Source organism: Leisingera sp. NJS201, assembly GCF_004535885.1.
Classification (GTDB): Bacteria; Pseudomonadota; Alphaproteobacteria; order Rhodobacterales; family Rhodobacteraceae; genus Leisingera.
Genome location: NZ_CP038234.1, coordinates 2,778,090 through 2,801,350, shown reverse-complemented (window position 1 = coordinate 2,801,350; position 23,261 = coordinate 2,778,090). Strand labels below are relative to the sequence as shown.

Here is a 23,261-nt window from a genome sequence, read left to right as displayed (position 1 = left end):
GGGTTGCGGCCCCGCCGGGCAGCAGGGCCTCCTTAAATCTATTGCAAATTCGGGAGTTATCAAATCCTGGCACCGGAAAATGCAGCACAGATGCAGTCGCAGGATCCGCAGGCGAGGCCTCCCGCCCGGCACTGGCCGCCCAAGGGCAACCGTGCCCGTTGGGCCCGGCAGCGGCCAGGGCTTGCGCCCCGGCCGCTGCCGCCGCGTATCTGGTAAGGCCTGATACTTTGAACCCGGTCACTTTGAAGCGGAAAACTGTGGGGCCGGCTACTGGGAGGCGGGGTCTTCCGGCGGTGCGATCACCATGCTGCGGGTAAAACTGTCAACCTGCCGGCCGTCCCGCAACAGGCGGGCCGTGCCGGTATAGGTGCCCTCCGGCCATTGCCCGCCGCGCAGGCGGCGGCCGGCAGCGCGGAAAAACTGGGCCTGATTTTTGTTCAGCCCTTCGCTGTGGGAGAGAAGTTCGCCGCCGGGGCCTTTCACCATCAGCTCAAGCTGGTCGCCTGCCAGACCGCCAAACGCGTAGGCCCAAAAAACAAACGCAGGTGCATCTGCAGCCAGCGGTGCGGCGTCCGCGGTGCCCGCCTTGATCGCACTGTATTCAGGGATCGCCGTGCTGAAACCGGCCCCCAGCACACCGCCCGCCTGATAGGCCGGCGGATCCGCCCAGAGTGTCTTACCGGCGGGGGTGCCGCAGCTTTCAAGGCTTTCCGGCGCAAAAGGATCCACCACCGCGCCATCCTTGCGCACAGACAAATGCAGATGCGGGAACTGGGTCTTGCCGGAAAGCCCGGCCTCGCCCAGGATATCGCCGGGCTTGACCTTCATGCCGCTTTCCACCCGGAGCGAACCGCGCTTCATGTGGCAGTACTGGGTTTCCCACCCGTTGCCGTGGCGCAGGACCACCCCGTTGCCGCATTCCTTACCGTCAATCTCTGCGGCATTGTCATCGGTGGCATATTGGTCCGCCATGCCGTTGCGGGTTCCAAGGACAACACCGCCTGCCGCGGCACGCACCGCGACGCCGGCCTGCATGTCCGACAAGTAGGGCAGGGCGATATCCGTTCCCTTGTGGCCATCATAACTCAGCGTGCCGCAGGTGAAATCCGTGGCACCGGGGCCTGGATCGTGGTCGACGAACTGCTGAATGTGGCAGGTGCCGCCCAAGGTGCAGTCCAGCGGGAACTGCAAAAGAAAATCGCCCGCCGCGGCAGGCGCGGCGAGCGATATTGCGGTTATCAGCGCGGCAAGGCGCATCAATCTGCTGTCAGCAGCGGCGGCTTGTCACCGGATATCCGCGGCTTGCTTGGCCCTTCCAGGCGCAGTTCCAGTTTACCGTCCTTGATACCGACCTTGACGATACCGCCTTTGGTCAGCTTGCCGAACAGCAGCTCCTCGGCCAGCGGTTTTTTGATGTGCTCCTGGATCACCCGGCCCAGAGGACGTGCGCCCATCCGGTCGTCATAGCCCTTGTCGGCCAGCCATTCCGCCGCCTTGCGGGTCAGCTCAATCGAAACATTGCGGTCCATCAGCTGGGCTTCCAGCTGCAGCACGAATTTCTCGACCACCTGCAGGATCACTTCTTTGCCGAGCGGTGCGAAGGAAATCACCGCATCCAGGCGGTTGCGGAATTCCGGTGTGAAGGTGCGCTCGATTGCGGCGGTGTCTTCGCCCTCGCGGCGGTCGCGGCCAAAGCCGATAGCGGCCTTTGCCTGTTCCGACGCGCCGGCGTTGGAGGTCATGATCAGCACCACGTTGCGGAAATTCACCGTGCGGCCGTTGTGGTCGGTCAGCTGACCGTTGTCCATCACCTGCAGCAGGATGTTATAGACATCCGGATGCGCCTTTTCCATCTCGTCAAGCAGCAGCACGCAGTGCGGGTGCTGGTCGACGCCATCGGTCAACAGGCCGCCCTGGTCAAAGCCGACATAGCCCGGAGGCGCGCCGATCAGGCGGGAGACTGCGTGTTTCTCCATGTATTCGGACATGTCAAACCGCAGCAGTTCCACCCCAAGCGTATCCGCCAGCTGTTTGGCCACCTCGGTCTTGCCGACGCCGGTGGGGCCTGCAAACAGGTAGTTGCCAATGGGTTTTTCCGGCTCCCGCAGGCCTGCACGGGCCAGTTTGATCGCACTGGACAGGGCAGTAATGGCATCGTCCTGGCCAAAGACCACGCGTTTCAGCGATTTCTCCAAGTCTTTCAGCACTTCGGCATCGTCTTTCGACACGCTTTTCGGCGGGATGCGGGCGATCTTGGCAACCACGGCCTCGATCTCTTTGACGCCGATGGTCTTGCGGCGCTTGCTCTCGATGATCAGATGCTGCGCGGCGCCGGCCTCGTCAATGACGTCGATGGCCTTGTCCGGCAGCTTGCGGTCATTGATATAGCGCGCCGACAGCTCCACCGCGGTCTTGATTGCATCGCCGGTGAACTTGATGCCGTGATGCTCCTCGAAATAAGGCTTCAGCCCCTTCAGGATCTCAATGGAATCTTCCACCGTCGGCTCGTTCACGTCGATTTTCTGGAACCGGCGGGCCAGCGCGCGGTCCTTCTCGAAATGCTGGCGGAACTCCTTGTAGGTCGTGGAGCCCATGGTGCGCAGCTTGCCGCCTTGCAGCGCCGGTTTCAGCAGGTTGGAGGCATCCATGGCGCCGCCAGAGGTCGCGCCGGCCCCGATCACGGTGTGGATTTCGTCGATGAACAGCACCGCGTCCGGGTGGTCTTCCAGCTCGGTGACCACGGCTTTCAGACGTTCCTCAAAATCACCGCGGTAGCGGGTCCCGGCCAGCAGCGCGCCCATGTCGAGCGAATAAATGGTGGTCTGCGCCAGAATTTCCGGGGTTTCACCGGACACGATCCTGCGCGCAAGCCCCTCGGCAATTGCCGTTTTGCCAACGCCGGGGTCGCCCACGAGCAGCGGGTTGTTCTTGCGGCGGCGGCACAGCACCTGGATGCAGCGCTCCACCTCGTGGTCGCGGCCGATCAGCGGGTCGATGTCGCCGTCGCGGGATTTCGCATTCAGGTCGACGCAGTATTTCGCCAGCGCGCTTTCCTTCTTTTCGCCCTCAGGCGCGGCCGTGATGCTGTCTTCTTCCTGCTCGGTTGCGCCGGTGACCGGGCGGGGTTCCCCAAAGGCCGGGTCCTTGGCCACGCCATGGGCGATAAAGTTCACCGCGTCATAGCGGGTCATTTCCTGGTCCTGCAGGAAGTATGCCGCATCGCTTTCGCGTTCAGCAAAGATCGCCACCAGCACATTGGCGCCTGTCACTTCGGTGCGGCCTGAGCTTTGCACATGGATTGCGGCCCGTTGAATGACCCGCTGGAAGGCGGCGGTCGGCACCGCTTCGGATCCGTCGATGTCGGTGACCAGATTGGCAAGATCCTCATCCACGAATTCCACCAGCGAGGATCGCAATTCGGTCAGATCGACACTGCAGGCGCGCATCACACGGGCCGCGTCGGGCTCGTCGATCAGGGCCAGAAGCAGATGTTCCAGGGTTGCGAATTCATGACGGCGTTCATTCGCCAGCGCCAGCGCTGCGTGAATGGCCTGTTCCAGGGTGCTCGAGAATGAAGGCACGGGCGTGCTCCTCTGATCTTGGGTTGGCCGGATGGGGCGGTATTAACCAACCCCGCAGTTCAACCATGTGCTTATAAGGTTAGAGTTTGGTTGATAGCGCGCCAGCTTCAAGGGCTTTTCTTCATTTTGGGGTCACAATTATTTTCTCCCTGTTGCGCCCCGATACCCTTGATTTGGTCAAAAACTGTCTTTGCGCCGGCGGATTTCGGCAAAAACCTCAGCGTCTTCAGCATCTTCCATGTGAAGGTGCGCTCTCACGGCACTGTCACCGGCGCGCAGGAACGGATTGGTGTCAAGTTCCAGCTGCAAGGATGACGGAACCGTAGGCATGCCGTTGTTCCGGGCCTTTGCGATATCACGTATACGCGCCTGCAACGCCGGGTTGCCGGGATCGGCGGTGACTGCAAAGGCACCGTTGGACTGGGTGTATTCATGTCCTGAATAAACGATAGTGTGCGGCGGCAGCGCGGCAAGCCGCGACAGGCTGGCCCACATCTGCTGCGGGCTGCCCTCGAACAGCCGCCCGCACCCCAGCGCCATCAGGCTGTCAGCGGTGAACACGGCATTTGAACCGGGCAGATAAAAGGCAATATGGCCAACGGTGTGGCCCGAGACATCCATCACCTGCACCTCTTCGCCCAGCAGGGTGAAGCTGCCGCCGTCCTCAACAGCCATATCCAGATCCGGCAGCCGGTGGGCGTCGGCTGCAGCGCCGATCACCTTGGCGCCATAGGCTTCCTGCAGGTCGGCTACACCGTCGATATGGTCCCAGTGGTGATGGGTCAGCAGGATCCAGTCCAGCCCCCAGCCGCGCGCCGACAGCGCCGCCTTGATGGCGTCTGCTTCGGGCGCATCCACCAGCGCGGTCTCGCCTGATGCAGGATTGCGGATCAAAAAGGCATAGTTGTCCGACAGGCACGGCAGGGTGATGATCTCAAGAGGCATGGTCATTCGCCTTTACATTGCTAAACTGCGCCCAGATTGGCCGAAGCAGCAGGCACCCGCAATGCATCTTGATGTTCAGGATCTCAGGAACTTCTATTACCGCAGCACCCTGGGGCGTGCGGCGCAGGCGTCGATCCGCGGCCGTCTGCTGGATATCTGGCCAGGCACCGAAGGGCTGACGGTGGCGGGCTTCGGTTTTGCCGCGCCGCTGCTGCGTCCCTATCTGCCGGAGGCGCGCCGGGTGATGGCGCTGATGCCGGGGCCGCAGGGGGTGATGCAATGGCCCGCGGGGCTGCCCAATGTCTCGGTCCTGTGCGAGGAGACCAGCTGGCCCGTCGACACTGGCAGGATCGACCGGCTGGTAGTGATGCATGGTCTGGAGACATCGGAGCGGCCAACAAAGCTGCTGGAAGAATGCTGGCGGGTGCTGGGTCCCGGCGGGCGGGCCATTTTCGTCGTTCCAAACCGGGCCGGGCTTTGGGCGCGGTCGGATCTGACCCCGTTCGGCTTTGGCCGCCCCTACACTCTGCGCCAGCTTGAAGGTCAGCTGCGCGAGCACCAGTTCGCCATCGAACAGCACACCGCGGCGCTGTACCGGCTGCCCAGCCACAAACGGTTCTGGCTGAAATCCGGCGCGATGCTGGAAAAAATGGGCCGCAAACTGCCTGCGATGCTGGCCGGCGGCGTGTTCATGGTCGAGGTCAGCAAGCAGACCCACACACAGCGCGGCCACATGGTCGGCACCAAGGTCCGCAGCCGGATCCGGGTGCTCGAAGGTCTGTCCAACCCGATGCCGGAACCGGCCTGACGCGCCCGGGGCTGATCCGGCCCGTCTATGGCTGATTTCGATTCCCTGAAACTGCGGGTTCGGCGCCCGGGGGCGCTGAAAAGACGGGTTCTGGTCCGATATGTGACGAAATCGGCCGCAAATGCCGCTTTCCGGAATCGCCAAATCCTGCAGTTCAGCCGCACTTTTTTATTTCTCGACTGTGGTCAAAGGGCCGCACTTGCCTTAAGTCGTTGAAAACGCTGTAAACATGCTTCTTCGAGTTGCCGTTTAGGCAGTTGATAGGTCGCATCCGCTCTGCTAGACCCACGCTGATTTCAACGCCCCGCTGCCAATGGGGGATGACTCACGCCCCCGGACGCCGCCTGTGGCCGGGTACGCCAACCGGGGCCAATAACATATCGGAAGGGTGGACGTGTCCGAACCAGCTTCGATTTCTGCAGGCATTGCCGCGCGCTATGCCACGGCGGTGTTCGACATCGCACAAGAAAACAAGGCGCTCGACAGCCTTGAAACCAGCATCAATGACCTGGCAGCCGCGCTGGCTGACAGCGACGACCTCAACAGCCTGATCCAGTCGCCGCTGGTGTCGCGCGACGAGCAGGGCGCCGCAATCACTGCGGTGGCTGACAAGATGGGCCTGGATCCCGTCCTGCGCAATACCCTGGCTCTGATGGCCGACAAGCGCCGTCTGTTTGTGGTGCCCGCGCTGATCGACGCGCTGCGCGCCCGCCTGGCTGAAGCCCGCGGCGAAATCACCGCCGAGGTGGTGTCTGCCAAGGCGCTGACCAAGACCCAAAGCGAAAAGCTGGCCAAGACCCTGGCCGAGCGCGTGGGCAAGAAAGTTACCATCAATGCTTCCGTCGATGCCTCCATCATCGGCGGACTTGTCGTTAAAGTGGGCTCGAAGATGATCGACAGCTCGATCCGCTCCAAGCTCAACTCCCTACAGAATGCAATGAAAGAGGTCGGATAAATGGGTATCCAAGCAGCAGAGATTTCTGCGATCCTGAAAGACCAGATCAAGAATTTTGGTCAAGAAGCAGAAGTGGCTGAAATCGGCCGCGTGCTGTCCGTCGGTGACGGTATTGCCCGCGTTTACGGCCTCGACAATGTTCAGGCCGGTGAAATGGTCGAATTCCCCGGCGGCATCATGGGCATGGCGCTGAACCTGGAAAGCGACAACGTCGGTATCGTGATCTTCGGCTCCGACCGCGACATTAAAGAAGGCGACACCGTCAAGCGCACCAACTCCATCGTGGACGTGCCGATCGGCAACGGCCTGCTGGGCCGCGTTGTGGACGGCCTTGGCAACCCGCTGGACGGCAAGGGCCCGATCGAAGACGTGACCCGCGGTGTTGCGGATGTGAAGGCGCCGGGCATTATCCCGCGTAAATCGGTGCATGAGCCGATGGCGACCGGCCTCAAATCCGTTGACGCGATGATCCCGATCGGCCGCGGCCAGCGTGAGCTGATCATCGGCGACCGTCAGACCGGTAAAACCGCCGTGGCTCTGGATGCGATCCTGAACCAGAAATCCTACAACGACGCCGCCGGCGATGATGAGAGCAAGAAGCTGTACTGCGTTTACGTCGCGGTTGGCCAGAAGCGCTCCACCGTGGCCCAGCTGGTGAAGAAGCTGGAAGAAACCGGCGCGATGGAATACTCCATCGTTGTGGCTGCAACCGCATCCGACCCGGCGCCGCTGCAGTTCCTGGCACCCTATGCCGCAACCGCAATGGCGGAATTCTTCCGCGACAACGGCCGCCACGCGCTGATCATCTATGATGACCTGTCCAAACAGGCTGTTGCTTACCGCCAGATGTCGCTGCTGCTGCGCCGTCCGCCGGGCCGTGAAGCCTATCCGGGCGACGTTTTCTATCTGCACTCCCGCCTGCTGGAGCGTTCGGCCAAGCTGAACGAAGACTTCGGTGCCGGCTCGCTGACCGCGCTGCCGATCATTGAAACCCAGGGCGGCGACGTGTCGGCGTTTATTCCGACCAACGTGATCTCGATCACCGACGGTCAGATCTTTCTGGAAACCGAACTGTTTTACCAGGGCATCCGCCCCGCCGTGAACACCGGTCTGTCGGTTTCGCGCGTTGGCTCCTCGGCCCAGACCAAGGCGATGTCCTCGGTTGCCGGCCCGGTGAAACTGTCGCTGGCCCAGTACCGCGAAATGGCTGCCTTCGCGCAGTTCGGCTCCGACCTGGACGCCGCCACCCAGCAGCTGCTGGCCCGTGGTGCCCGTTTGACCGAGCTGATGAAGCAGGCCCAGTATTCGCCGCTGACCAACGCCGAAATCGTCTGCGTGATCTTTGCCGGCACCAACGGCTACCTCGACAAAGTCGACGTCAAGGACGTTGGCCGCTACGAGGAAGGCCTGCTCAGCCACCTGCGCGGCAAACATGCCGACCTGCTGGCGGACATCACCAACAACGATCGTAAGGTGAAGGACGAGCTGGCGGACAAGGTAAAGGCTGCGCTGGACGAGTTCGCCGCTAGCTTCGCTTAAGGGGAGGATAAGGCTATGCCGAACCTTAAGGACCTTAAAACCAGGATCGCGTCGGTCAAATCGACCCGCAAGATCACAAAAGCCATGCAGATGGTGGCCGCGGCGAAACTTCGCCGCGCCCAGGAAGCTGCCGAGGACTCCCGTCCCTATACCAAGCGGTTCAATGCCGTGATGGCAGGGCTGGCGGCCTCGGTCGGCGGCAGCGAGTCAGCTCCCAAGCTGCTTCGCGGCACCGGCAGCGACCAGACCCATCTGCTTGTCGTCATGACCGCCGAGCGCGGTCTGTGCGGCGGCTTCAACTCGAACATCGCCAAGCTTGCCCGCCAAAAAGCGGCCGAGCTGAAGGCTGCGGGCAAGACGGTCAAAGTACTGACCGTCGGCAAAAAGGGCCGTGACGCCCTGAAACGCGACCTGGGCGGTGACTTCGTCGGCCATGTGGACCTCAGCGAAGTCAAACGCATCGGCTATGCCAATGCGCAGGGCGTCGCCAAGGACATCCTGACCCGGTTCGATGCTGGCGAATTCGACGTTGCCACGATCTACTTTGCGGAGTTCGTCAACGTTGTGACCCAGATCCCGACCGCCCAGCAGATCATCCCGGCCTCTTACGAGGGCGGCGAAGGCGACGCCGATGGCGCATCTGCGGTTTATGACTACGAGCCCGGCGAAGAGCAGATCCTTGCGGACCTGCTGCCGCGCGGCGTGGCTACGCAGATCTTCTCGGCACTGCTGGAAAACGGTGCATCCGAACAGGGTGCCCGGATGAGCGCGATGGACAACGCCACCCGCAACGCGGGCGACATGATCGACAAGCTGACGATCCAGTACAACCGCTCGCGCCAGGCCGTGATCACCAACGAGCTGATTGAAATCATTTCGGGCGCTGAGGCGCTCTAAGAGACAACCGGAGACCAACAAATGGCACAAGCAAAAGGTAAGGTGACCCAGATCATCGGCGCCGTTGTGGACGTCCAGTTTGACGACCACCTGCCCGCAATTCTGAACGCCCTGAACACTGAAAACGACGGTAAGACCCTGGTTCTGGAAGTATCCCAGCACCTCGGCGAAAACACCGTCCGCTGCATCGCAATGGACGCGACCGAAGGTCTGGTCCGCGGCCGCGAAGTAACCGACACCGGCGCACCGATCTCGATCCCGGTCGGCAACGCCACCCTGGGCCGCATCCTGAACGTTGTGGGCGAGCCCGTGGACGAAAAGGGCCCGGTGAACGCAACCGAGACCCGCGCCATCCACCAGCCCGCACCCGAGTTCAACGAACAGTCGACCGAGTCGGAAGTTCTGGTAACCGGCATCAAGGTTATCGACCTGCTGGCGCCTTACTCCAAAGGCGGCAAGATCGGCCTGTTCGGCGGCGCCGGCGTGGGCAAGACCGTTCTGATCATGGAACTGATCAACAACATCGCCAAAGTGCACTCGGGCTATTCCGTGTTCGCCGGTGTTGGCGAGCGGACCCGTGAAGGCAACGACCTGTACTGGGAAATGATCGAATCCAATGTGATCAAGCCGGACAACCTGGAAGAATCGCAGGTTGCTCTGGTCTACGGTCAGATGAACGAACCTCCGGGAGCCCGTGCCCGTGTTGCGCTGACCGGCCTGACCCTGGCCGAACAGTTCCGCGACCAGTCCGGCACCGACGTTCTGTTCTTCGTGGACAACATCTTCCGCTTCACTCAGGCGGGTTCGGAAGTGTCCGCACTGTTGGGCCGTATCCCGTCCGCTGTGGGCTACCAGCCGACGCTGGCGACCGACATGGGCGCGATGCAGGAACGCATCACCTCCACCAAGAACGGTTCGATCACCTCGATCCAGGCGGTCTACGTGCCTGCGGATGACCTTACCGACCCGGCACCGGCAACCACCTTTGCCCACCTGGACGCGACCACCGTTCTCAACCGTGCGATCTCCGAGCTCGGCATCTACCCCGCTGTGGACCCGCTCGACTCCTCGTCGCGCCTGATGGACCCGCAGATCGTTGGCGAAGAGCACTACAAAGTGGCGTCCGACGTTCAGCAGATCCTCCAGCGCTACAAGTCGCTGCAGGACATCATCGCGATCCTCGGCATGGACGAACTGTCGGAAGAGGACAAGCTGACCGTTGCGCGTGCGCGTAAGATCCAGCGTTTCCTCTCGCAGCCGTTCGACGTGGCAAAAGTCTTCACCGGCTCTGACGGCGTTCAGGTTCAGCTGGAAGACACCATCTCGTCGTTCAAGGCTGTTGTGGCCGGCGAATACGACCACCTGCCCGAAGGCGCCTTCTACATGGTTGGCGGCATCGACGAAGTGATCGCCAAAGCCGAGAAGATGGCTGCGGAAGCCGCCTAAGACTGGAACTCCCCTGCGCGCAGCCCGTGCAGGGGAACCCTGAAAGGAGGCCCCAATGGCACAAACGATGCAATTCGACCTCGTGAGCCCCGAGCGGAGCCTTGCTTCGCTGCAGGCCAGCGCGGTCCAGATCCCCGGTGCGGAAGGCGACATGACGGCAATGCCCGCCCATGCGCCCACCATCACCACCCTGCGCCCCGGCGTGCTGAAGGTCGAAAGCCCGGAAGGCAATTCGGAGTATGTGGTGACCGGCGGCTTTGCGGAAATCGGCGGCGACAGCCTGTCGGTTCTGGCCGAGCGCGCGATTCCGATGGCGGAAATGACCCGCGATCAGATGGCCGCGCTGATTGAAGACGCCCGCGAGATGTACAAGACCGCAAAAGAGGAAGACCAGCCGCACGGGCTGGTCGAGGACGCAGCCAAGCTGCTCGCCGATATGGAAGCCCTGGGCACCCATATGTCCCTCTGATCCAACCCGCGGATTGGACGATTTTGAAACCGGCTCCTATTGGGGGCCGGTTTTTTGGGAGAATGCTATTTGAAAAGGGTTGCCTGCAGTGGGAAATCGCACGCCGGTTGGGCATTAGCCCTCATTGAAGATTGGTTTGTTCCACTGTCCGATCAGCGGGACTTGGGCGAAGCCGCTCGCGCGGCATTGACGCCTATGGCCGGCGTTTGGCATTGATCTGACCCCAGTGCATTTGGGAATGGGCGCGGCTGTCTTTTGATTGAGACCTCTCAATCAAAAGACAGGAGGTTCCCATGGCGGAGGAGTGAACAACGCCGCTGCGCGCGGATGATCGAGGACATGCGGATCAAGGGGCTGCGTGACAAATCTCGGAAGTCGCGCTTCCGGGCAATTAAGGACTTCGAAGCGTTTCGTGGACGGTCGCCGGACACCGCGACGCCGGACGATCTGCGCGCCTGCCAACTTCACATGAAGTCGGCGATCGAAGCCTGCCGGACCGAGGCGCTCGGCGGGCATGTGGCAGCCTGCGCCAAATGCGGCCACCGGCACGTCGCGTACAATTCCTGCAAGATACCATTGACCGGCAGGCGATTTGGCGGTGCTACATCTGCCGGGAAGGGGCACTGCCCGAAGTGCCAGGGCCCGCGGCGCGGGACTGGATGGCGGCGCAGGCCGATGACCTGCTGCCGGTGGAGTCTTTCCACGTGGTTTTCACCCGGCAAGCGGACATCGCACGGATCGCCTACTGGAACAAGAAGGCGGTCTAAGGCCTGATGTACCGAGCGTCAGCCGAGACCGTGACGGTCATCGCCGCCGGTCCCCGGCACCTAGGCGCCCGTGTGGGCATGACCACTGCACTCCATACTTGGGGTTCGGCGCTGACCCGCCACCCGCATGTCCACATGATCGTGCCCCTCTCGGCGGATTGCTGCGCAATCGCCTGCCGGGCTATGGGACGGCGGCCTGTCACCTGACGCTACACGCTGGATCGCCTGCCGCCCTGGTTTCCTTCTGCCCGTGCGTGTCCTGGCCTGCCTGTTCCGGCGCCTCTTCCTGGAAGGGCTGTCGGCATTGCACAAGGCAGGGCAGCTTCAGTTCTTCGGTGATCTGGAAGGACTGGCCGCCCCGCGGCCTTCGCCGCCTGCCTCGCTCCGCTCCGCAAAACCGAATGGGTCGTCTGCGTGCCGGAGGCGCGTCTTCGACACGACGCCAAACCGCCCTTCGGCGGGCCTGAGGCTGTCCTCGCCTATCTCAGCCGGTACACCCACCGCGTGGCGATATCGAACCAGCGCCTTGTCAGCGCAGACGCCCGGGCCGTTGCGTTCCGTTGGAAGGATTACCGGACTAAGCGCGGCGACCAGATGAAGGTGATGCGGCTCAAGACCGGCGAGTTCATCCGCCGGTTCCTGCTGCACGTCCTGCCCCCTCTCGGGCATGCAGGCATGCCCTGCCGGGCAACGGACGGCTTTCACCGCATCCGCACTACGGCCCGCTGGCCGGCGCCACCCGCAAGGCCACCACCGCCCCATCCGCTGCTTGCTTGTGCAGATGCCGGCCGAACGGGTAACGCAGGAGACTGCTGAGACCGTTCCGCTCACCCTGCGCAAGCCGTGCCCCTGATGCGGCGGCCCGATGCGCATCGTGGAAATCTTCCGGCGCGGGTAAAAACCGATGAGCCGTGCGCCACCCGGAGAGCAGGCCGCATGACGAAACGCCCGTCCATGCCGCAAAGACTGCCCCGGTTCCAATTCGTGCTCCGGAACGCCCCCGGTACGCCGGTCCTGCGGTTGGCCCGCAATCACCCGGTCAACGGCTCCGACGGCACCCGGAACGCGCGAACACAGCCCGCTGGATAACCGCCCCCAACCGGCGCTTCCTGCCTGGCTGACGCTCAGAACCGGCCATCGCAATCACCCGCAGATTCCCTTCCCCATAGGCGCCGACAAGTTCCCCGCGGGCAGGTTATTCAACGCGGGCCGGGTCGCACACGAACGCCACTGATGCACCGCGGCCCGCATCGAAAAACCGCGGACAAATTGGGCTTTCTCTGCAGGCTGTTCGGACATCCGCTATTCGCTACTTCACTTACCACAAAGATTCATGCGATGGGTTATCGCACCAAATTGCATACGCGGTTAAGTTGCAATGAGAATCTCAGGAATGGCAGAATGACACTTCGCTTCAGGCAGACATTCACTCTTTTTCCCGGCGTTCGGATCAACATTGGCAAGCGTGGTATCAGTACAAGCATTGGCGTACCCGGTGCATCCGTTAACATCGGTTGGCAGGGCGTCCGCACCACGGTGGGTGCGCCCGGCACCGGCCTGTCCTACAGCACCCTAGTCGTGCCTGCCGGGAAGCGACCTCACGCACCGGCCCCTTTACCCGCGCCTGAGGCAGACGGCCTCCCCCCTCCACCTGCGGGGAGTCCTGCGGCTGGTAATATCCCGGCATCGGCAAAGGTATACATGCCCCAAGCGGGGATGAACGAAATTGCCAGCGCTTCGGTCGAAGTGCTGACCAGCACTTCGCTGATCCCTTTGCGCGACCTGATAGCAAAAGCGCGCGAACAGAAGTCGCAGGTCAAGTCTGACTTGAAGGAGGCACGCGATGAGGAGGCCAAGCAGCAAGGTGAACTGAACCGCCGCAAAACAAGCTTGTTCCGTTGGTTCTACAAGAAGCGAATTGCAGAGCTGGAAGCGGTGCTGCCTGTCACACAAGCCGAGGTCGTGAGGCTGGCGAACTGGGAAGACAACACCAAGATCGCCGTGACGTTCGAGGCCGGGGACGCGGCGCAACGCGCTTACTCGTCCATGGTTCGGGCGTTCGACGCCCTCAAGCTGGGCAGCAAGAAATGGGACGTGACTGCCGACAGGTCCACGAACCAGTTTGTCGAGCGATCGCTAGCCAACCGCACTGTCGACAGGCATCCGGTCACCTTCGTTTTCAGTTCAACCGACCTGATCCAGTTCTAGGGGCGTGCAATGCGCTTCGAGAACATCAATGGCGACGACATACTGATCTACCCCGGTATCGCGGTCATTCCTCGGGCGGACGGGGTATTTGCCCTCATCGACATTCGAGAATTGAAGATCGACATTGAAGGGGTGCGGTTCCACGAGACAGAGGGTGTGCCAAACGACGCGGAAGTGGTCGGCCACACTTGGGCGAAGACGAACAAGGACGGCTCTCCTGACCGACGCTTCAAGGAGAATTACCAAATCCCAATCTGCCTGTATGGTCAGATTGCATTTCGATCGCATACGGGAGTGACTGAGGAATACATGGTGTCAAATGACAAGGCCGCACTTGCCTTTGTAGAAGCTGTGCAAGCCTACAAGGAAGCTCTTGCTGAGGCCGATGAAACGTAAACGGACCTTCGCTTTGCTCACAGCACCTGGCAAAATGGGCTCACAGCGACTTTTACCCAAACCGCAGCGAATACTAGGGGCTTCAACACAGGTCGCGCCGCCGGTGCATGAATTCATCGCACAGGCGCTCACCTTCGCGTGAAGAGGTCCCGACTTGCCTTCCATTAACTCAATTCTCATCAAATTTCCCGAAATTGCCCTGCATGACATATTCCTAACCAGCAGGATTCCCCGTGACCGATTGGACCTCCGGCTATGTGGCCGGCATCGACTATACCCATGATTTCCACAGCCAGCTGACGCCCGCCTTGCTGGGCTTTGGCGCGATGAGCCAGGGCCACCGGCACGCTCTGGACGGCGACGGCATCACCTATTGCGAACTCGGCTGCGGCCAGGGATTTTCAGCCAATCTGCTGGCGGCGGCCAACCCGCATATTGAATTCCACGCGATGGACTTCAGCCCGTCGCATATCGCCGGCGCCAGAGAGCTGGCGCAGGAAGCGGTTCTGGACAACATGCATTTCCACGAACGCTCCTTTGAGGATTTCGACACCGCGCCGGGCCTGCCGGAGGTTTTTGACATCATCGCCCTGCACGGTGTCTTCAGCTGGGTCTCCGCGGAGAACCGCCAGCATATCACCCGGTTCATTTCGCAGCGGCTGCGGCCGGGCGGCCTGGTCTATGTCAGCTATAATGCACAGCCCGGCTGGGCTGCGACCATGCCGCTGCGCCGCCTACTTGCCGGCCGGGCAGAGCAGGGCAGCGGGCCGCTGACAGACCGGATCGGCGATGCAATGGCCTTTGCGCATCAGCTGGGCGCAGCGGGTGCGGCGTATTTCGGCAAGAACCCGGCTGCAGCCAAGCGTCTGGATCATATGAAATCGATGCCGGCCAACTATCTGGCGCATGAGTATTTCAACAAGGACTGGACCCCGTTCTATTTCGAGGATCTGGCAGGCGAACTGGCCGGAGCCAAGCTGGATTTTGCAGGCTCCGTGCATCCGCTGGACAATCTGGACTGCATCCGCTTCACGCCGCAGCAGCAGACCCTGCTGAACAGCGAGGGGGACCCCGGCCGCCGCGAAGGCCTTCGCGATGTCCTGCTGAACGAGCATTTCCGAACCGATATTTTTGTGAAGGGCAAGCTGTCCCATACCCCGCGGGGCGAAATCGGCGCCTGGTTTGCGACCCCTTTTGCTCTGACCCGTCCCTATAGCGGCGGGACCTTGAAATTCCACCACCGGGGCAGGGAGGTGCCTCTGGAGCAGGAGCAGTACGCGCCTGTGCTGAAAGCTCTGGCCGAGGGGCCATCAACAGTGCGCAGCCTGCTGGATAACGGGGTGTTCGGCGCAATGGACTGGGGCAGCATCGCCCGGATGCTGACGACACTTGCCGGCACCGGCTGCATCACCCCCTGTCTGCCGCAGGAGGGGCTGGCACAACGGGCTGCTGCTTGCCGTGCCTTCAATCTGGCGGTCTGCAAGCGGGCCGAGGACAGCGATACCCTGCGCTTCCTGGCCTCGCCTGTCACCGGCGGCGGGGTGGAGGCGGACCGGTTCGAACAGCTGTTTCTGCTGGCCCGCAGCGAAGGCCACGAGACACCCGCCGGCTGGGCAGCCCTTGCCTGGCGCATCCTGGCGCCGCAGGGGCAGCGGCTGCAGCACGAGGGCCGGGTGCTGGAAACCGAGGAAGAGAACCTCGCCCTTCTAGGAGCCAGGGCAGGCAATTTCGCGGCCCGCCGCCTGCCGCTGTTCGAAAGCCTGGGCGTGACGCTGGAGGACGCCGGGCAGGACACCGGGACGGGCTCCGGGAAGGACCAGACGGGGGCCTTGGCACAGGGCACTGCGGCGTGATCCCGCCGCATTCGGCGGGGCGGGCGGCCGGGACGCGCCGGCAGCTTGGAAAACCGCTCTCATGTGCCGCCGCATTAGCAATTTGAAAAGCTGTGCCGCTTAAACAGAAAGCGGCCCCTTACCCTCACTGACAGGAACTCACACGTGTCCTTTGAAGACCGCACGCTGACCGCTCCATCCAGGGGCAGAGAAGCTCCCTTTGCCCTGGACGAAGTGTTCTTTTCCCGCACCGACTCCCGCGGTGTGATCCAGGCCGGCAATGCTGTGTTCAGCCGTGTCGCCAAATACGCGATGGAAGATCTGCTGGGGGCACCGCACAAGGTGATCCGCCACCCGGACATGCCGCGCGCGGTGTTCCAGCTGCTGTGGGACACGATCAAGGGCGGCGGCACCGTAGGCGCCTATGTCAAGAACCGGGCCAGCGATGGCAGCTATTACTGGGTTTTTGCAGTCGTCACGCCCTGCGACGGCGGTTATCTTTCGGCGCGGATCAAACCGACCAGCCCGCTGCGCAAGACGGTCGAGCAGGAATACGCCCTGCTGCGCCAGGCCGAACGCGACGAAGGGCTAGACCCCGAAGCCAGCGCTGCGCTGCTGCTGACACGTCTGCAAGGGCTTGGCTTTGCCACCTACAACGATTTTGCCGGCCACGCCCTGGCAGAAGAGCTGATGGCACGTGATGCAGGCATGAAACGCCCCGCGGATGCCCGTCTGGCGGAACGCCGGGCGATGCATTCTGCAGCCGGGGATCTGGTGCAGGAGACCGAGGCGCTGGTGCAGGAATTCGAATCCATGCGCACCATCCCGCATAACCTGCGCGTCATCGCCTCGCGGATCGAACCGGCGGGCGGGCCGGTCACCGTTCTGTCCGAAAACTACAACGCCATGTCGCGCGATATGTCCAATTGGTTCGAGGCCCATGTCTGGGGCAAGAACAGCAATTTCCGCGCCATCAAGGGCACCGTGACAGCAGCCATTTTTGTCGAAGGGCTGGCCCGCATCCTCACTGAATGCGGCCATCAGCTTAATCAGGAAGACGGCGCCGCGGCCATTGATATTAATCGCGAACAGGCGATCCTGACGCAGTTGACCGAGGATCAGTTCACCAAGGCCAGGGCCAGCCTGCAGGACGTCCGGTTCGAGGCCGGCCGCATTCTCAAGGCCTGCTTGACCCTGCATCGCCACTTCATGGCGCTGACCACCACCCGGGTGCTGTGCAAGATCGAATGCGCCCGGCTGGGGAGTGCCGGGGAATCGCTGAATTCGATCATTGATGAGCTGGGCCAGTTCCAGGACCGGATTTCCGTCCGTCTGGAAAAGATCACGGAACTCAGCAAAGCACTTGCATCCGAAGGGAAGTAACCCGTGTTCCGGCCTATTCCTTTGCCGCCGTCTCCGTCCAGCTTTTGCGGAAAGACGCAGGCGACTGGCCATAGCGTTTCTTGAAACGGATCGACAGCTGCGTGGCACTGCTGAAACCGGTGGCGGCGGAAATCTCTGCCACCGTCATGTTGGTCTCGTTCAGCAGGGCCAGCGCCCGGCCCACCCGCAGTTCAATGTAGAACTGCACCGGCGAGGTGCCGACATAGCGCTGGAACAGCCGTTCCAGCTGGCGCCGCGAGATCTGCGCACGGTCTGCCAGCACGCCGATTTCCACCGGCTCCTCGATGGTGTCATGCATGAACTGCATGGCGTTGATCAGATGCTGATTGCGGCTGCTCAGCGCAACGGAATAGGCTGATTTCTGCAGCGCTTCGCGGTTGTTGGAGCGAAAGTGGATGCACATGTCGGACACGATGACCGCCAGGTCCTTGCCATGGTCGGTCTCGATCATCTCCAGCATCATGTCGGTGGCCGCATTGCCGCCGCCGCAGGTCATCAGCCCGTTGTCGATCTCATATAGGTTGGCACTGGGCTCCAACCCCGGGAAATACTCGGAAAACGAGGGCTGGTTTTCCCAATGCAGGGTAAAGCGCTGCCCCTGCAGAATGCCGGTCTGGGCCAGCGCAAAGGCACCTGTGCAGATACCGCCGAACCGGCCGCCATGGGCATTCTGGCGCCGGATCCAGGCGAGGGTGCGGGGACTGGCGCTGTCCGAGGGTTCAATGCCGGAACAGACAAAGGCAAAGCTGCCGCGGGGCAGATCCTCCAGCGGCAGGTCGGTATTGATTTCGATCCCGTTCGAGCATGGCACCGGCGCGCCGTCCTCGCTTATCAGGAACCAGCGGTACAGCTCCTTGCCGGTGACCTGATTGGCAACCCGCAAGGGTTCCACCGCCGCGCTGAACGCCAGCATGGTCAGCTTCGGCAGAAGCACAAAAAAGATGTCTTTGGGCGGCCCGTCGTAATCAACCCGGAAACTGGCCGCACCCTTCGGGACAAAGCTGCGGAGATTCATGATCTTACCCTAACAGATGGGATGGTTACTGCAAATTGCGCGCCGCAGGCTGTTGCCCGCGGCGCGCTGTTTTCTCAGGCGGTCAGCTTGGCCACCGGCTCGCCGCTGTCTTCCCAGGCAGCGATTTCGTCTTCGCTGGCCTTGGGCGAGAACAGCCCGGTCATCGCATAGAAGATGCCAATGAGCGGCGACAGCCAGCAGGCAAAGGCCAGCGGGATGTACAGCAAGTTCTCGAAGTTGCCATCCGATATTCCCAGCGCCAGCGCCGAGATCACAAAGGCACCGCCCGCATTCCAGGGGATCAGCGGCGAGACCAGCGTGCCGCCTTCCTCAATCGCGCGCGACAGATTCAGCGGCGAATACTTCATGCCGCGATAGACGGGCGCATACATCCGGCCGGGCAGGGCGATGGAAAGATAGGGATCGCCCGCCACGGTATTGGTCGCAATCGAGGTCAGGATCGCCGAGGTCTGGATGCCGGCAAAGCTCTTCACCCGCGCAATGATCACCTCGATGATTGCCTGCAAACACCCGGTCCGTTCCAATGCGCCGCCGAACCCCAGTGCCAGCAGCACCAGCGAAATCGTCCACATCATCGACTGAATGCCACCGCGGTTCAGCAGCGGGTCAATCTCCGGCACGCCGGTTTCAATCGCATAGCCGCTGTTGGCAAAGGTGAAGGTCTCATGCAGGCCCGCACCCTGGCACAGCATCGCCATGATGCCGCCGACGACAGCACCGGCAAACAGCGACGGGATCGGCGGCTGTTTCTTTACCGCCAGCGCAATGACCAGCAACGCCGGCAGCAGCATCAGCGGCGAGATCCAGAATGCGCCATCCAGCGCCTCGGTGATCGCGTCGATCCGCTCAAACGACACCTGCGAGGTATCGATCAGGGTGAAACCCACAACCAGATAGATCACCAGCGCGATCAGCATCGACGGCACCGTGGTCGGCAGCATGTTGCGGATGTGGTCGAACAGGTTGGTGCCGGTCACCGCAGGGGCCAGGTTGGTGGTGTCTGACAGGGGCGAGATCTTGTCGCCGAAAAACGCGCCGGAAACCACGGCGCCTGCGGTCCAGTACATCGGAATGCCAAAGCCCGCGCCGATCCCCATCAGTGCCAGGCCGACGGTGCCCACAGTGCCCCAGGAGGTGCCCAGCGACACCGACACGATGGAACACAGGACCATGCCCGCGGCCAGGAACAACTCGGGCGACAGGATTTTCAACCCGTAATAGATCAGCGTCGGCACGGTGCCGCTGGCAATCCAGATGCCGACAATCATGCCGACAGTGATCAGGATCGACACCGACGGCAGCGAGATGTTGATGACGTGAAACACGCCTTCCTCGATGTTGTCCCACTTGTGGCCCAGCTTCAGCCCCACCAGCGCAGTGATGGCGATGCCGATCGCCAGCGGAATATGCGGGGTGAAATCCCCGAAATAAAACAGCTGAACGCCCAGAACAGCCAGCGTCAGAACGATGGGCAAAAGCGCCATCGCCAGGTCAGGTTTTACGATATTCGGATCATTTGGTGACACGGGTATTTCCTCCCTAGGGTCAAATCGCCTGTCAAAGGCGGATGCGGATACACACCAGAAATCGGCCCCCGGGACTCGTCCCAGCCGCGCCGGAATGCACAGCGTTTGCGACAATCGGGGAAATATCCCTGATCGGGGAAAGATTGGGTGTTCGAGGGATTTCTCCCCGCTCGTGAAGGCCGCGCACGCCTGCCAGGCCATTGGAAATGGCAGCTTGCCAAGCCAGTGCTGCCTTGCCTAAAGGCAACAGCCGCCGGGTCTTTATGGCTGGTTTCTGGATAATCCTGCTGTATGGCTTAATCTCAAAGCTGACTAACCGCTTGGGAACCGGAATGAAAAGACTGCGCAACCCCCGCACAGGGGTCGATCAGGGGGATATCGAAGTCTTTTCGGATTTCGAGGACAACGGTGAGATGTGGACCGGCTCCGGCCCGCGCGAGCGGCGCCAGGCGGTCAGCTTCAGCGCGGCATTTGCCAGCCCGCCGTCGGTGCAAGTGTCGGTGTCGCTTTGGGATATGGATACCTCTGCCGCGATCCGGGCCGAATTGGTGGCGGAAAACATCACCTGCGAAGGATTCGAGATCGTCTTCCGCACCTGGGCCGACAGCCGCGCCGCCCGCCTGCGTGCGGGCTGGCTGGCCATCGGCGAGCTGCCACATGCCGACGACTGGGATGTTGATTAAGCCGCGGAGCTAGACCTTGGCAGCCAAGGTACCGGCCCGCAGCAGCTTTTGAAATTTGGGGCATTCCAGATGGCTGGGCGCCGGGCAGTCCGCCACATGCCGCAGCGCGTCCTTCAGCGTGGTCAGTTCCCGGATCTGCGCCTCCAGCGCATCGGCGCGGGCGTGCAATTGGCTGCGCGGCAGATCCGGTTGGCCGTCCTTGCCGAACATGCCGGCAATCTCCTGCAGCGAAAACCCGGCCGCCTTGCCCAGCGTGATCAGCGACAGCTGCAGCAAAACCCCCCGCCCGAACTGCCGCCGCAGCCCCTTGCGCCCGGCTGAGGTGATCAGCCCGATTTCCTCGTAATACCGCAGGGCCGAGGCGGCGACGCCCGAGCGGTCGGCGACGTCGCCAATATCCAGAAGTTTCATTCTTGACCTCAAGTTGACTTGAATTGGCAGGCTGCCAGTCCGGAACAGTTGGAACAAGGAAATTCCCGGATGAACACGGAAAAAACCCCCCTCTGGCAGGAGCCAAGGGCCATCGCGCTGTTGATGGCCGCCAGTCTCACAGTGATGGCAAATGCAACCATCAGCCCGGCGCTGGCCGGGCTGGAACAGGAATTCTCAGGCGTGCCCGATGGAGGTTTTCTGGTACGGCTGCTGGTCACCGCGCCGTCGCTGGGAGTGATGCTGACCGCGCCGCTGGCAGGCTGGCTGACAGACCGCGCCGGGCGGCGCGGCGTGCTGCTGGCGGGGGTCTGGCTGTTCATGCTGTGCGGCACGGCCGGTTACTACCTGCCGGATTTGCATCTGATGCTTGTCAGCCGCTTTGGCCTGGGGATCGCTGTGGCGCTGATCATGACCGCGCAAACCGCCCTGATCGGCGACTATTTCACCGGCGCGCGGCGACAGGCGCTGACCGGGCTGCAAATTTCGGCGCGCAATTTCGGCGGGCTGGTCTTTATCGGAATGGCCGGGCTGGCCGCCACCCTGTCACCACGGCTGCCGTTTCTGATCTACGGGCTGGCTGTCCTGTGCCTGTACGCTGCCTGGCGCCATGCGCCCGAACCGGCCCGGCCCCAAACGGGGCAAGCCCAAGCTGAGGGGGCAGGGCACCCGGCCTGGCTGATGCTGGTAATTGCAGTCTCAGCCTTGCAGATGCTGACCAACGGGCTGTTCTTCATGATGCCGACCCAGCTGCCGTTCTTCTTTGCTTCCCAGGGCCTCAACAGTGCGCTGATGACCGGGGCGGGGCTTGGGCTGCTGTCGCTTTGCGGCGGGATCACTGCGCTGCTGTATGCGCGCTTCAAGGGCGCGCTGCCGCATGCTGCCATTTTTGCCTTGGGCTACGGCGCGCTGGCGCTTGGCTTTGCGGTTCTGGCACAGGAAGGCAGCGCGGCGGTGTCGCTTGCGGGCGCCATGGCGGTTGGCATTGGCTATGCCACGGTCTCGCCCGGCTTTGTCGCCATCACGCTCGCGCTGGCCCCGTCCGGGCGGCGCGGTACGGCGGGTGCAATCCTGACCGCATCGGTGTTCTGCGGCCAGTTTCTGTCGCCCTTTGCCAGCACGCCTGCCATCAGCATATGGGGCTATGGCGGGGCCTTCGGCGCCGCCGCGGCAGGTCTGGCGCTGATGGCTTGCATGGCGCTGGTGACGGCTCTGCACAAAGCGCGCCGCCGCCGTGCCGCCCTGTAAAAAGGCAAAAGCCCCGCCGGGTGGCGGGGCTTTTCAACTTGCGGAAAACAGCGGGTTCAGCTGCCGTTTGAGGTCAGGCTCTCGTAGATCGGCACCAGGGTCTTGTCCTCGAACAGCGACGAAACCGATGTGCCGTGCCAGATGTTCAGGATCGCCTGGGTGAACAGCGGCGCGGTCGGCAGGATGCGGATATTGGGTGCGGCGGCGACGGCCTCGGTCGGCTGGATCGAATCAGTCAGCACCAGCGACTTCATCACCGAATTGGTGACGCGCTCCACCGCCGGGCCGCTCATCACGCCGTGGGTGATATAGGCGTGGACTTCCTTGGCGCCGTTGTCCAGCAGCACCTGAGCTGCCTTGCACAGCGTGCCGGCAGTGTCGCACATGTCGTCGATGATCAGGCAGATCTTGTCTTTCACATCGCCGATCACGGTCATTTCGGCCACTTCACCGGCCTTCTCGCGGCGCTTGTCGACGATCGACAGCGGTGCATTGATGCGCTTGGCCAGCTCCCGCGCGCGGGCCACACCGCCCACATCCGGAGACACCACCATCAGTTCGTCCATGTTGTCCTTGAATTGGTTTTTCACATCCAGCGCAAAGATCGGCGAGGCATAAAGGTTGTCCACCGGAATATCAAAGAAGCCCTGGATCTGCGCGGCATGCAGGTCCATGGTCAGAACCCGCTCGATGCCGGCGCCGGTCAGCATATTCGCCACCAGCTTAGCCGAGATCGGCGTGCGTGCTTTGGTGCGGCGGTCCTGGCGGGCGTAGCCGAAATACGGAATGACAGCGGTGATACGCTGGGCCGATGACCGGCGCAGCGCATCAGATATGATCAACAGCTCCATCAGGTTGTCATTGGCCGGGTTTGAGGTCGGCTGGATGATGAACATGTCCTCGCCGCGGACGTTCTCATAGACTTCGACGAAAATCTCGCCGTCATTGAACCGCTCGACGCGGGCGTCCACCAGCCCCTGGTCGACACCGCGGTGCATGCTCATCCGGCGGGTGATGGCTTGGGCAAGAGGGAGGTTGGCGTTCCCAGCGATAAGCTTGGGTTCGTTCAAAGTCGGCATTGGCTGATATCCC

The 23,261-nt window shown here is 62.2% G+C and carries 19 protein-coding genes and 1 pseudogene; 13 read left to right on the top strand and 7 right to left on the bottom strand.

Features of this window, described 5'->3' with window-relative positions; genetic code table 11:
- Positions 1-267: 267 nt before the first annotated feature.
- From ETW23_RS13860 to gloB, 3 genes are all read right to left on the bottom strand, one after another.
- A complete protein-coding gene (locus tag ETW23_RS13860; RefSeq protein WP_134831325.1) occupies positions 268-1,257 on the bottom strand; it encodes a M23 family metallopeptidase in 990 nt (329 codons plus the stop codon).
- Complete coding sequence (gene clpA, locus ETW23_RS13855) at positions 1,257-3,581, bottom strand: ATP-dependent Clp protease ATP-binding subunit ClpA (protein WP_134830328.1); 2,325 nt, start codon at positions 3,579-3,581, stop codon at positions 1,257-1,259. Before clpA ends, ETW23_RS13860 begins: the two co-directional genes overlap by 1 nt.
- A 177-nt stretch (positions 3,582-3,758) precedes the next feature.
- Positions 3,759-4,532 (bottom strand): hydroxyacylglutathione hydrolase, encoded by a 774-nt coding sequence (gene gloB / locus ETW23_RS13850; protein WP_134830327.1) that lies wholly within the window; start codon positions 4,530-4,532, stop codon positions 3,759-3,761.
- A 55-nt stretch (positions 4,533-4,587) separates the two neighbouring features.
- On the opposite strand from gloB, the gene ETW23_RS13845 reads away from it, so the two are divergent.
- The 11 genes and pseudogenes from ETW23_RS13845 (at position 4,588) to ETW23_RS13800 (ending at position 17,226) form a co-directional block, all read left to right on the top strand.
- Entirely contained in the window at positions 4,588-5,334 is a 747-nt protein-coding gene (locus tag ETW23_RS13845) for a class I SAM-dependent methyltransferase (RefSeq protein WP_129370167.1), read from the top strand.
- Between the two features lie 394 nt (positions 5,335-5,728).
- Complete coding sequence (locus tag ETW23_RS13840) at positions 5,729-6,289, top strand: F0F1 ATP synthase subunit delta (protein WP_129370168.1); 561 nt, start codon at positions 5,729-5,731, stop codon at positions 6,287-6,289.
- A complete protein-coding gene (atpA, locus tag ETW23_RS13835) occupies positions 6,290-7,828 on the top strand; it encodes a F0F1 ATP synthase subunit alpha (protein WP_129370169.1) in 1,539 nt (512 codons plus the stop codon).
- A 15-nt stretch (positions 7,829-7,843) separates the two neighbouring features.
- Positions 7,844-8,725, top strand: coding sequence for a F0F1 ATP synthase subunit gamma (locus tag ETW23_RS13830; RefSeq protein ID WP_129370170.1), 882 nt, complete (start codon positions 7,844-7,846; stop codon positions 8,723-8,725).
- A 21-nt stretch (positions 8,726-8,746) separates the two neighbouring features.
- Positions 8,747-10,171, top strand: coding sequence for a F0F1 ATP synthase subunit beta (gene atpD / locus ETW23_RS13825; RefSeq protein ID WP_129370171.1), 1,425 nt, complete (start codon positions 8,747-8,749; stop codon positions 10,169-10,171).
- Between the two features lie 55 nt (positions 10,172-10,226).
- Positions 10,227-10,640 carry a F0F1 ATP synthase subunit epsilon gene (locus ETW23_RS13820; protein ID WP_129370172.1) on the top strand — a complete coding sequence of 138 codons (414 nt, stop codon included), beginning with the start codon at positions 10,227-10,229 and terminating at the stop codon, positions 10,638-10,640.
- A 468-nt stretch (positions 10,641-11,108) separates the two neighbouring features.
- Positions 11,109-12,064 (top strand): annotated as a pseudogene (locus ETW23_RS13815) (transposase); the annotation flags it as partial.
- A gap of 744 nt (positions 12,065-12,808) precedes the next feature.
- Positions 12,809-13,615 carry a DUF4236 domain-containing protein gene (locus ETW23_RS13810; protein WP_205879902.1) on the top strand — a complete coding sequence of 269 codons (807 nt, stop codon included), beginning with the start codon at positions 12,809-12,811 and terminating at the stop codon, positions 13,613-13,615.
- Between the two features lie 9 nt (positions 13,616-13,624).
- Complete coding sequence (locus ETW23_RS25405) at positions 13,625-14,011, top strand: hypothetical protein (RefSeq protein WP_205879901.1); 387 nt, start codon at positions 13,625-13,627, stop codon at positions 14,009-14,011.
- A gap of 233 nt (positions 14,012-14,244) precedes the next feature.
- Positions 14,245-15,864 carry a methyltransferase regulatory domain-containing protein gene (locus tag ETW23_RS13805; protein WP_134830326.1) on the top strand — a complete coding sequence of 540 codons (1,620 nt, stop codon included), beginning with the start codon at positions 14,245-14,247 and terminating at the stop codon, positions 15,862-15,864.
- A gap of 144 nt (positions 15,865-16,008) precedes the next feature.
- A complete protein-coding gene (locus ETW23_RS13800) occupies positions 16,009-17,226 on the top strand; it encodes a PAS domain-containing protein (RefSeq protein WP_134830325.1) in 1,218 nt (405 codons plus the stop codon).
- 13 nt (positions 17,227-17,239) lie between these two features.
- On the opposite strand, the gene ETW23_RS13795 is transcribed toward ETW23_RS13800, so the two are convergent.
- Together ETW23_RS13795 and nhaC are read right to left on the bottom strand one after the other, a co-directional pair.
- Positions 17,240-18,262 (bottom strand): GlxA family transcriptional regulator, encoded by a 1,023-nt coding sequence (locus ETW23_RS13795; RefSeq protein WP_134830324.1) that lies wholly within the window; start codon positions 18,260-18,262, stop codon positions 17,240-17,242.
- Between the two features lie 74 nt (positions 18,263-18,336).
- Positions 18,337-19,767 (bottom strand): Na+/H+ antiporter NhaC, encoded by a 1,431-nt coding sequence (gene nhaC, locus ETW23_RS13790; RefSeq protein ID WP_134831324.1) that lies wholly within the window; start codon positions 19,765-19,767, stop codon positions 18,337-18,339.
- Between the two features lie 374 nt (positions 19,768-20,141).
- On the opposite strand from nhaC, the gene ETW23_RS13785 reads away from it, so the two are divergent.
- On the top strand, positions 20,142-20,492 hold the full coding sequence (locus ETW23_RS13785) for an H-type lectin domain-containing protein (RefSeq protein ID WP_129370179.1): 351 nt from the start codon (positions 20,142-20,144) through the stop codon (positions 20,490-20,492).
- 9 nt (positions 20,493-20,501) lie between these two features.
- On the opposite strand, the gene ETW23_RS13780 is transcribed toward ETW23_RS13785, so the two are convergent.
- Entirely contained in the window at positions 20,502-20,903 is a 402-nt protein-coding gene (locus ETW23_RS13780; protein ID WP_134830323.1) for a helix-turn-helix domain-containing protein, read from the bottom strand.
- A 69-nt stretch (positions 20,904-20,972) separates the two neighbouring features.
- On the opposite strand from ETW23_RS13780, the gene ETW23_RS13775 reads away from it, so the two are divergent.
- Positions 20,973-22,169, top strand: coding sequence for an MFS transporter (locus tag ETW23_RS13775; protein ID WP_134830322.1), 1,197 nt, complete (start codon positions 20,973-20,975; stop codon positions 22,167-22,169).
- Positions 22,170-22,225: 56 nt separating this feature from the next.
- Here ETW23_RS13775 and ETW23_RS13770 read toward each other — a convergent pair whose 3' ends face one another.
- Complete coding sequence (locus ETW23_RS13770; RefSeq protein WP_129370182.1) at positions 22,226-23,248, bottom strand: ribose-phosphate pyrophosphokinase; 1,023 nt, start codon at positions 23,246-23,248, stop codon at positions 22,226-22,228.
- Between the last annotated feature and the right edge of the window lie 13 nt (positions 23,249-23,261).

Coding starts and splice junctions, on each gene's coding strand:
- ETW23_RS13860 (WP_134831325.1), bottom strand. CDS start 1,257: ATGCGCCTTGCCGCGCTGATAACCGCAATATCGCTCGCCGCGCCTGCC.
- gloB (WP_134830327.1), bottom strand. CDS start 4,532: ATGACCATGCCTCTTGAGATCATCACCCTGCCGTGCCTGTCGGACAAC.
- ETW23_RS13845 (WP_129370167.1), top strand. CDS start 4,588: ATGCATCTTGATGTTCAGGATCTCAGGAACTTCTATTACCGCAGCACC.
- atpA (WP_129370169.1), top strand. CDS start 6,290: ATGGGTATCCAAGCAGCAGAGATTTCTGCGATCCTGAAAGACCAGATC.
- ETW23_RS13830 (WP_129370170.1), top strand. CDS start 7,844: ATGCCGAACCTTAAGGACCTTAAAACCAGGATCGCGTCGGTCAAATCG.
- atpD (WP_129370171.1), top strand. CDS start 8,747: ATGGCACAAGCAAAAGGTAAGGTGACCCAGATCATCGGCGCCGTTGTG.
- ETW23_RS13820 (WP_129370172.1), top strand. CDS start 10,227: ATGGCACAAACGATGCAATTCGACCTCGTGAGCCCCGAGCGGAGCCTT.
- ETW23_RS13810 (WP_205879902.1), top strand. CDS start 12,809: ATGACACTTCGCTTCAGGCAGACATTCACTCTTTTTCCCGGCGTTCGG.
- ETW23_RS25405 (WP_205879901.1), top strand. CDS start 13,625: ATGCGCTTCGAGAACATCAATGGCGACGACATACTGATCTACCCCGGT.
- ETW23_RS13795 (WP_134830324.1), bottom strand. CDS start 18,262: ATGAATCTCCGCAGCTTTGTCCCGAAGGGTGCGGCCAGTTTCCGGGTT.
- nhaC (WP_134831324.1), bottom strand. CDS start 19,767: ATGGCGCTTTTGCCCATCGTTCTGACGCTGGCTGTTCTGGGCGTTCAG.
- ETW23_RS13785 (WP_129370179.1), top strand. CDS start 20,142: ATGAAAAGACTGCGCAACCCCCGCACAGGGGTCGATCAGGGGGATATC.
- ETW23_RS13780 (WP_134830323.1), bottom strand. CDS start 20,903: ATGAAACTTCTGGATATTGGCGACGTCGCCGACCGCTCGGGCGTCGCC.
- ETW23_RS13775 (WP_134830322.1), top strand. CDS start 20,973: ATGAACACGGAAAAAACCCCCCTCTGGCAGGAGCCAAGGGCCATCGCG.
- ETW23_RS13770 (WP_129370182.1), bottom strand. CDS start 23,248: ATGCCGACTTTGAACGAACCCAAGCTTATCGCTGGGAACGCCAACCTC.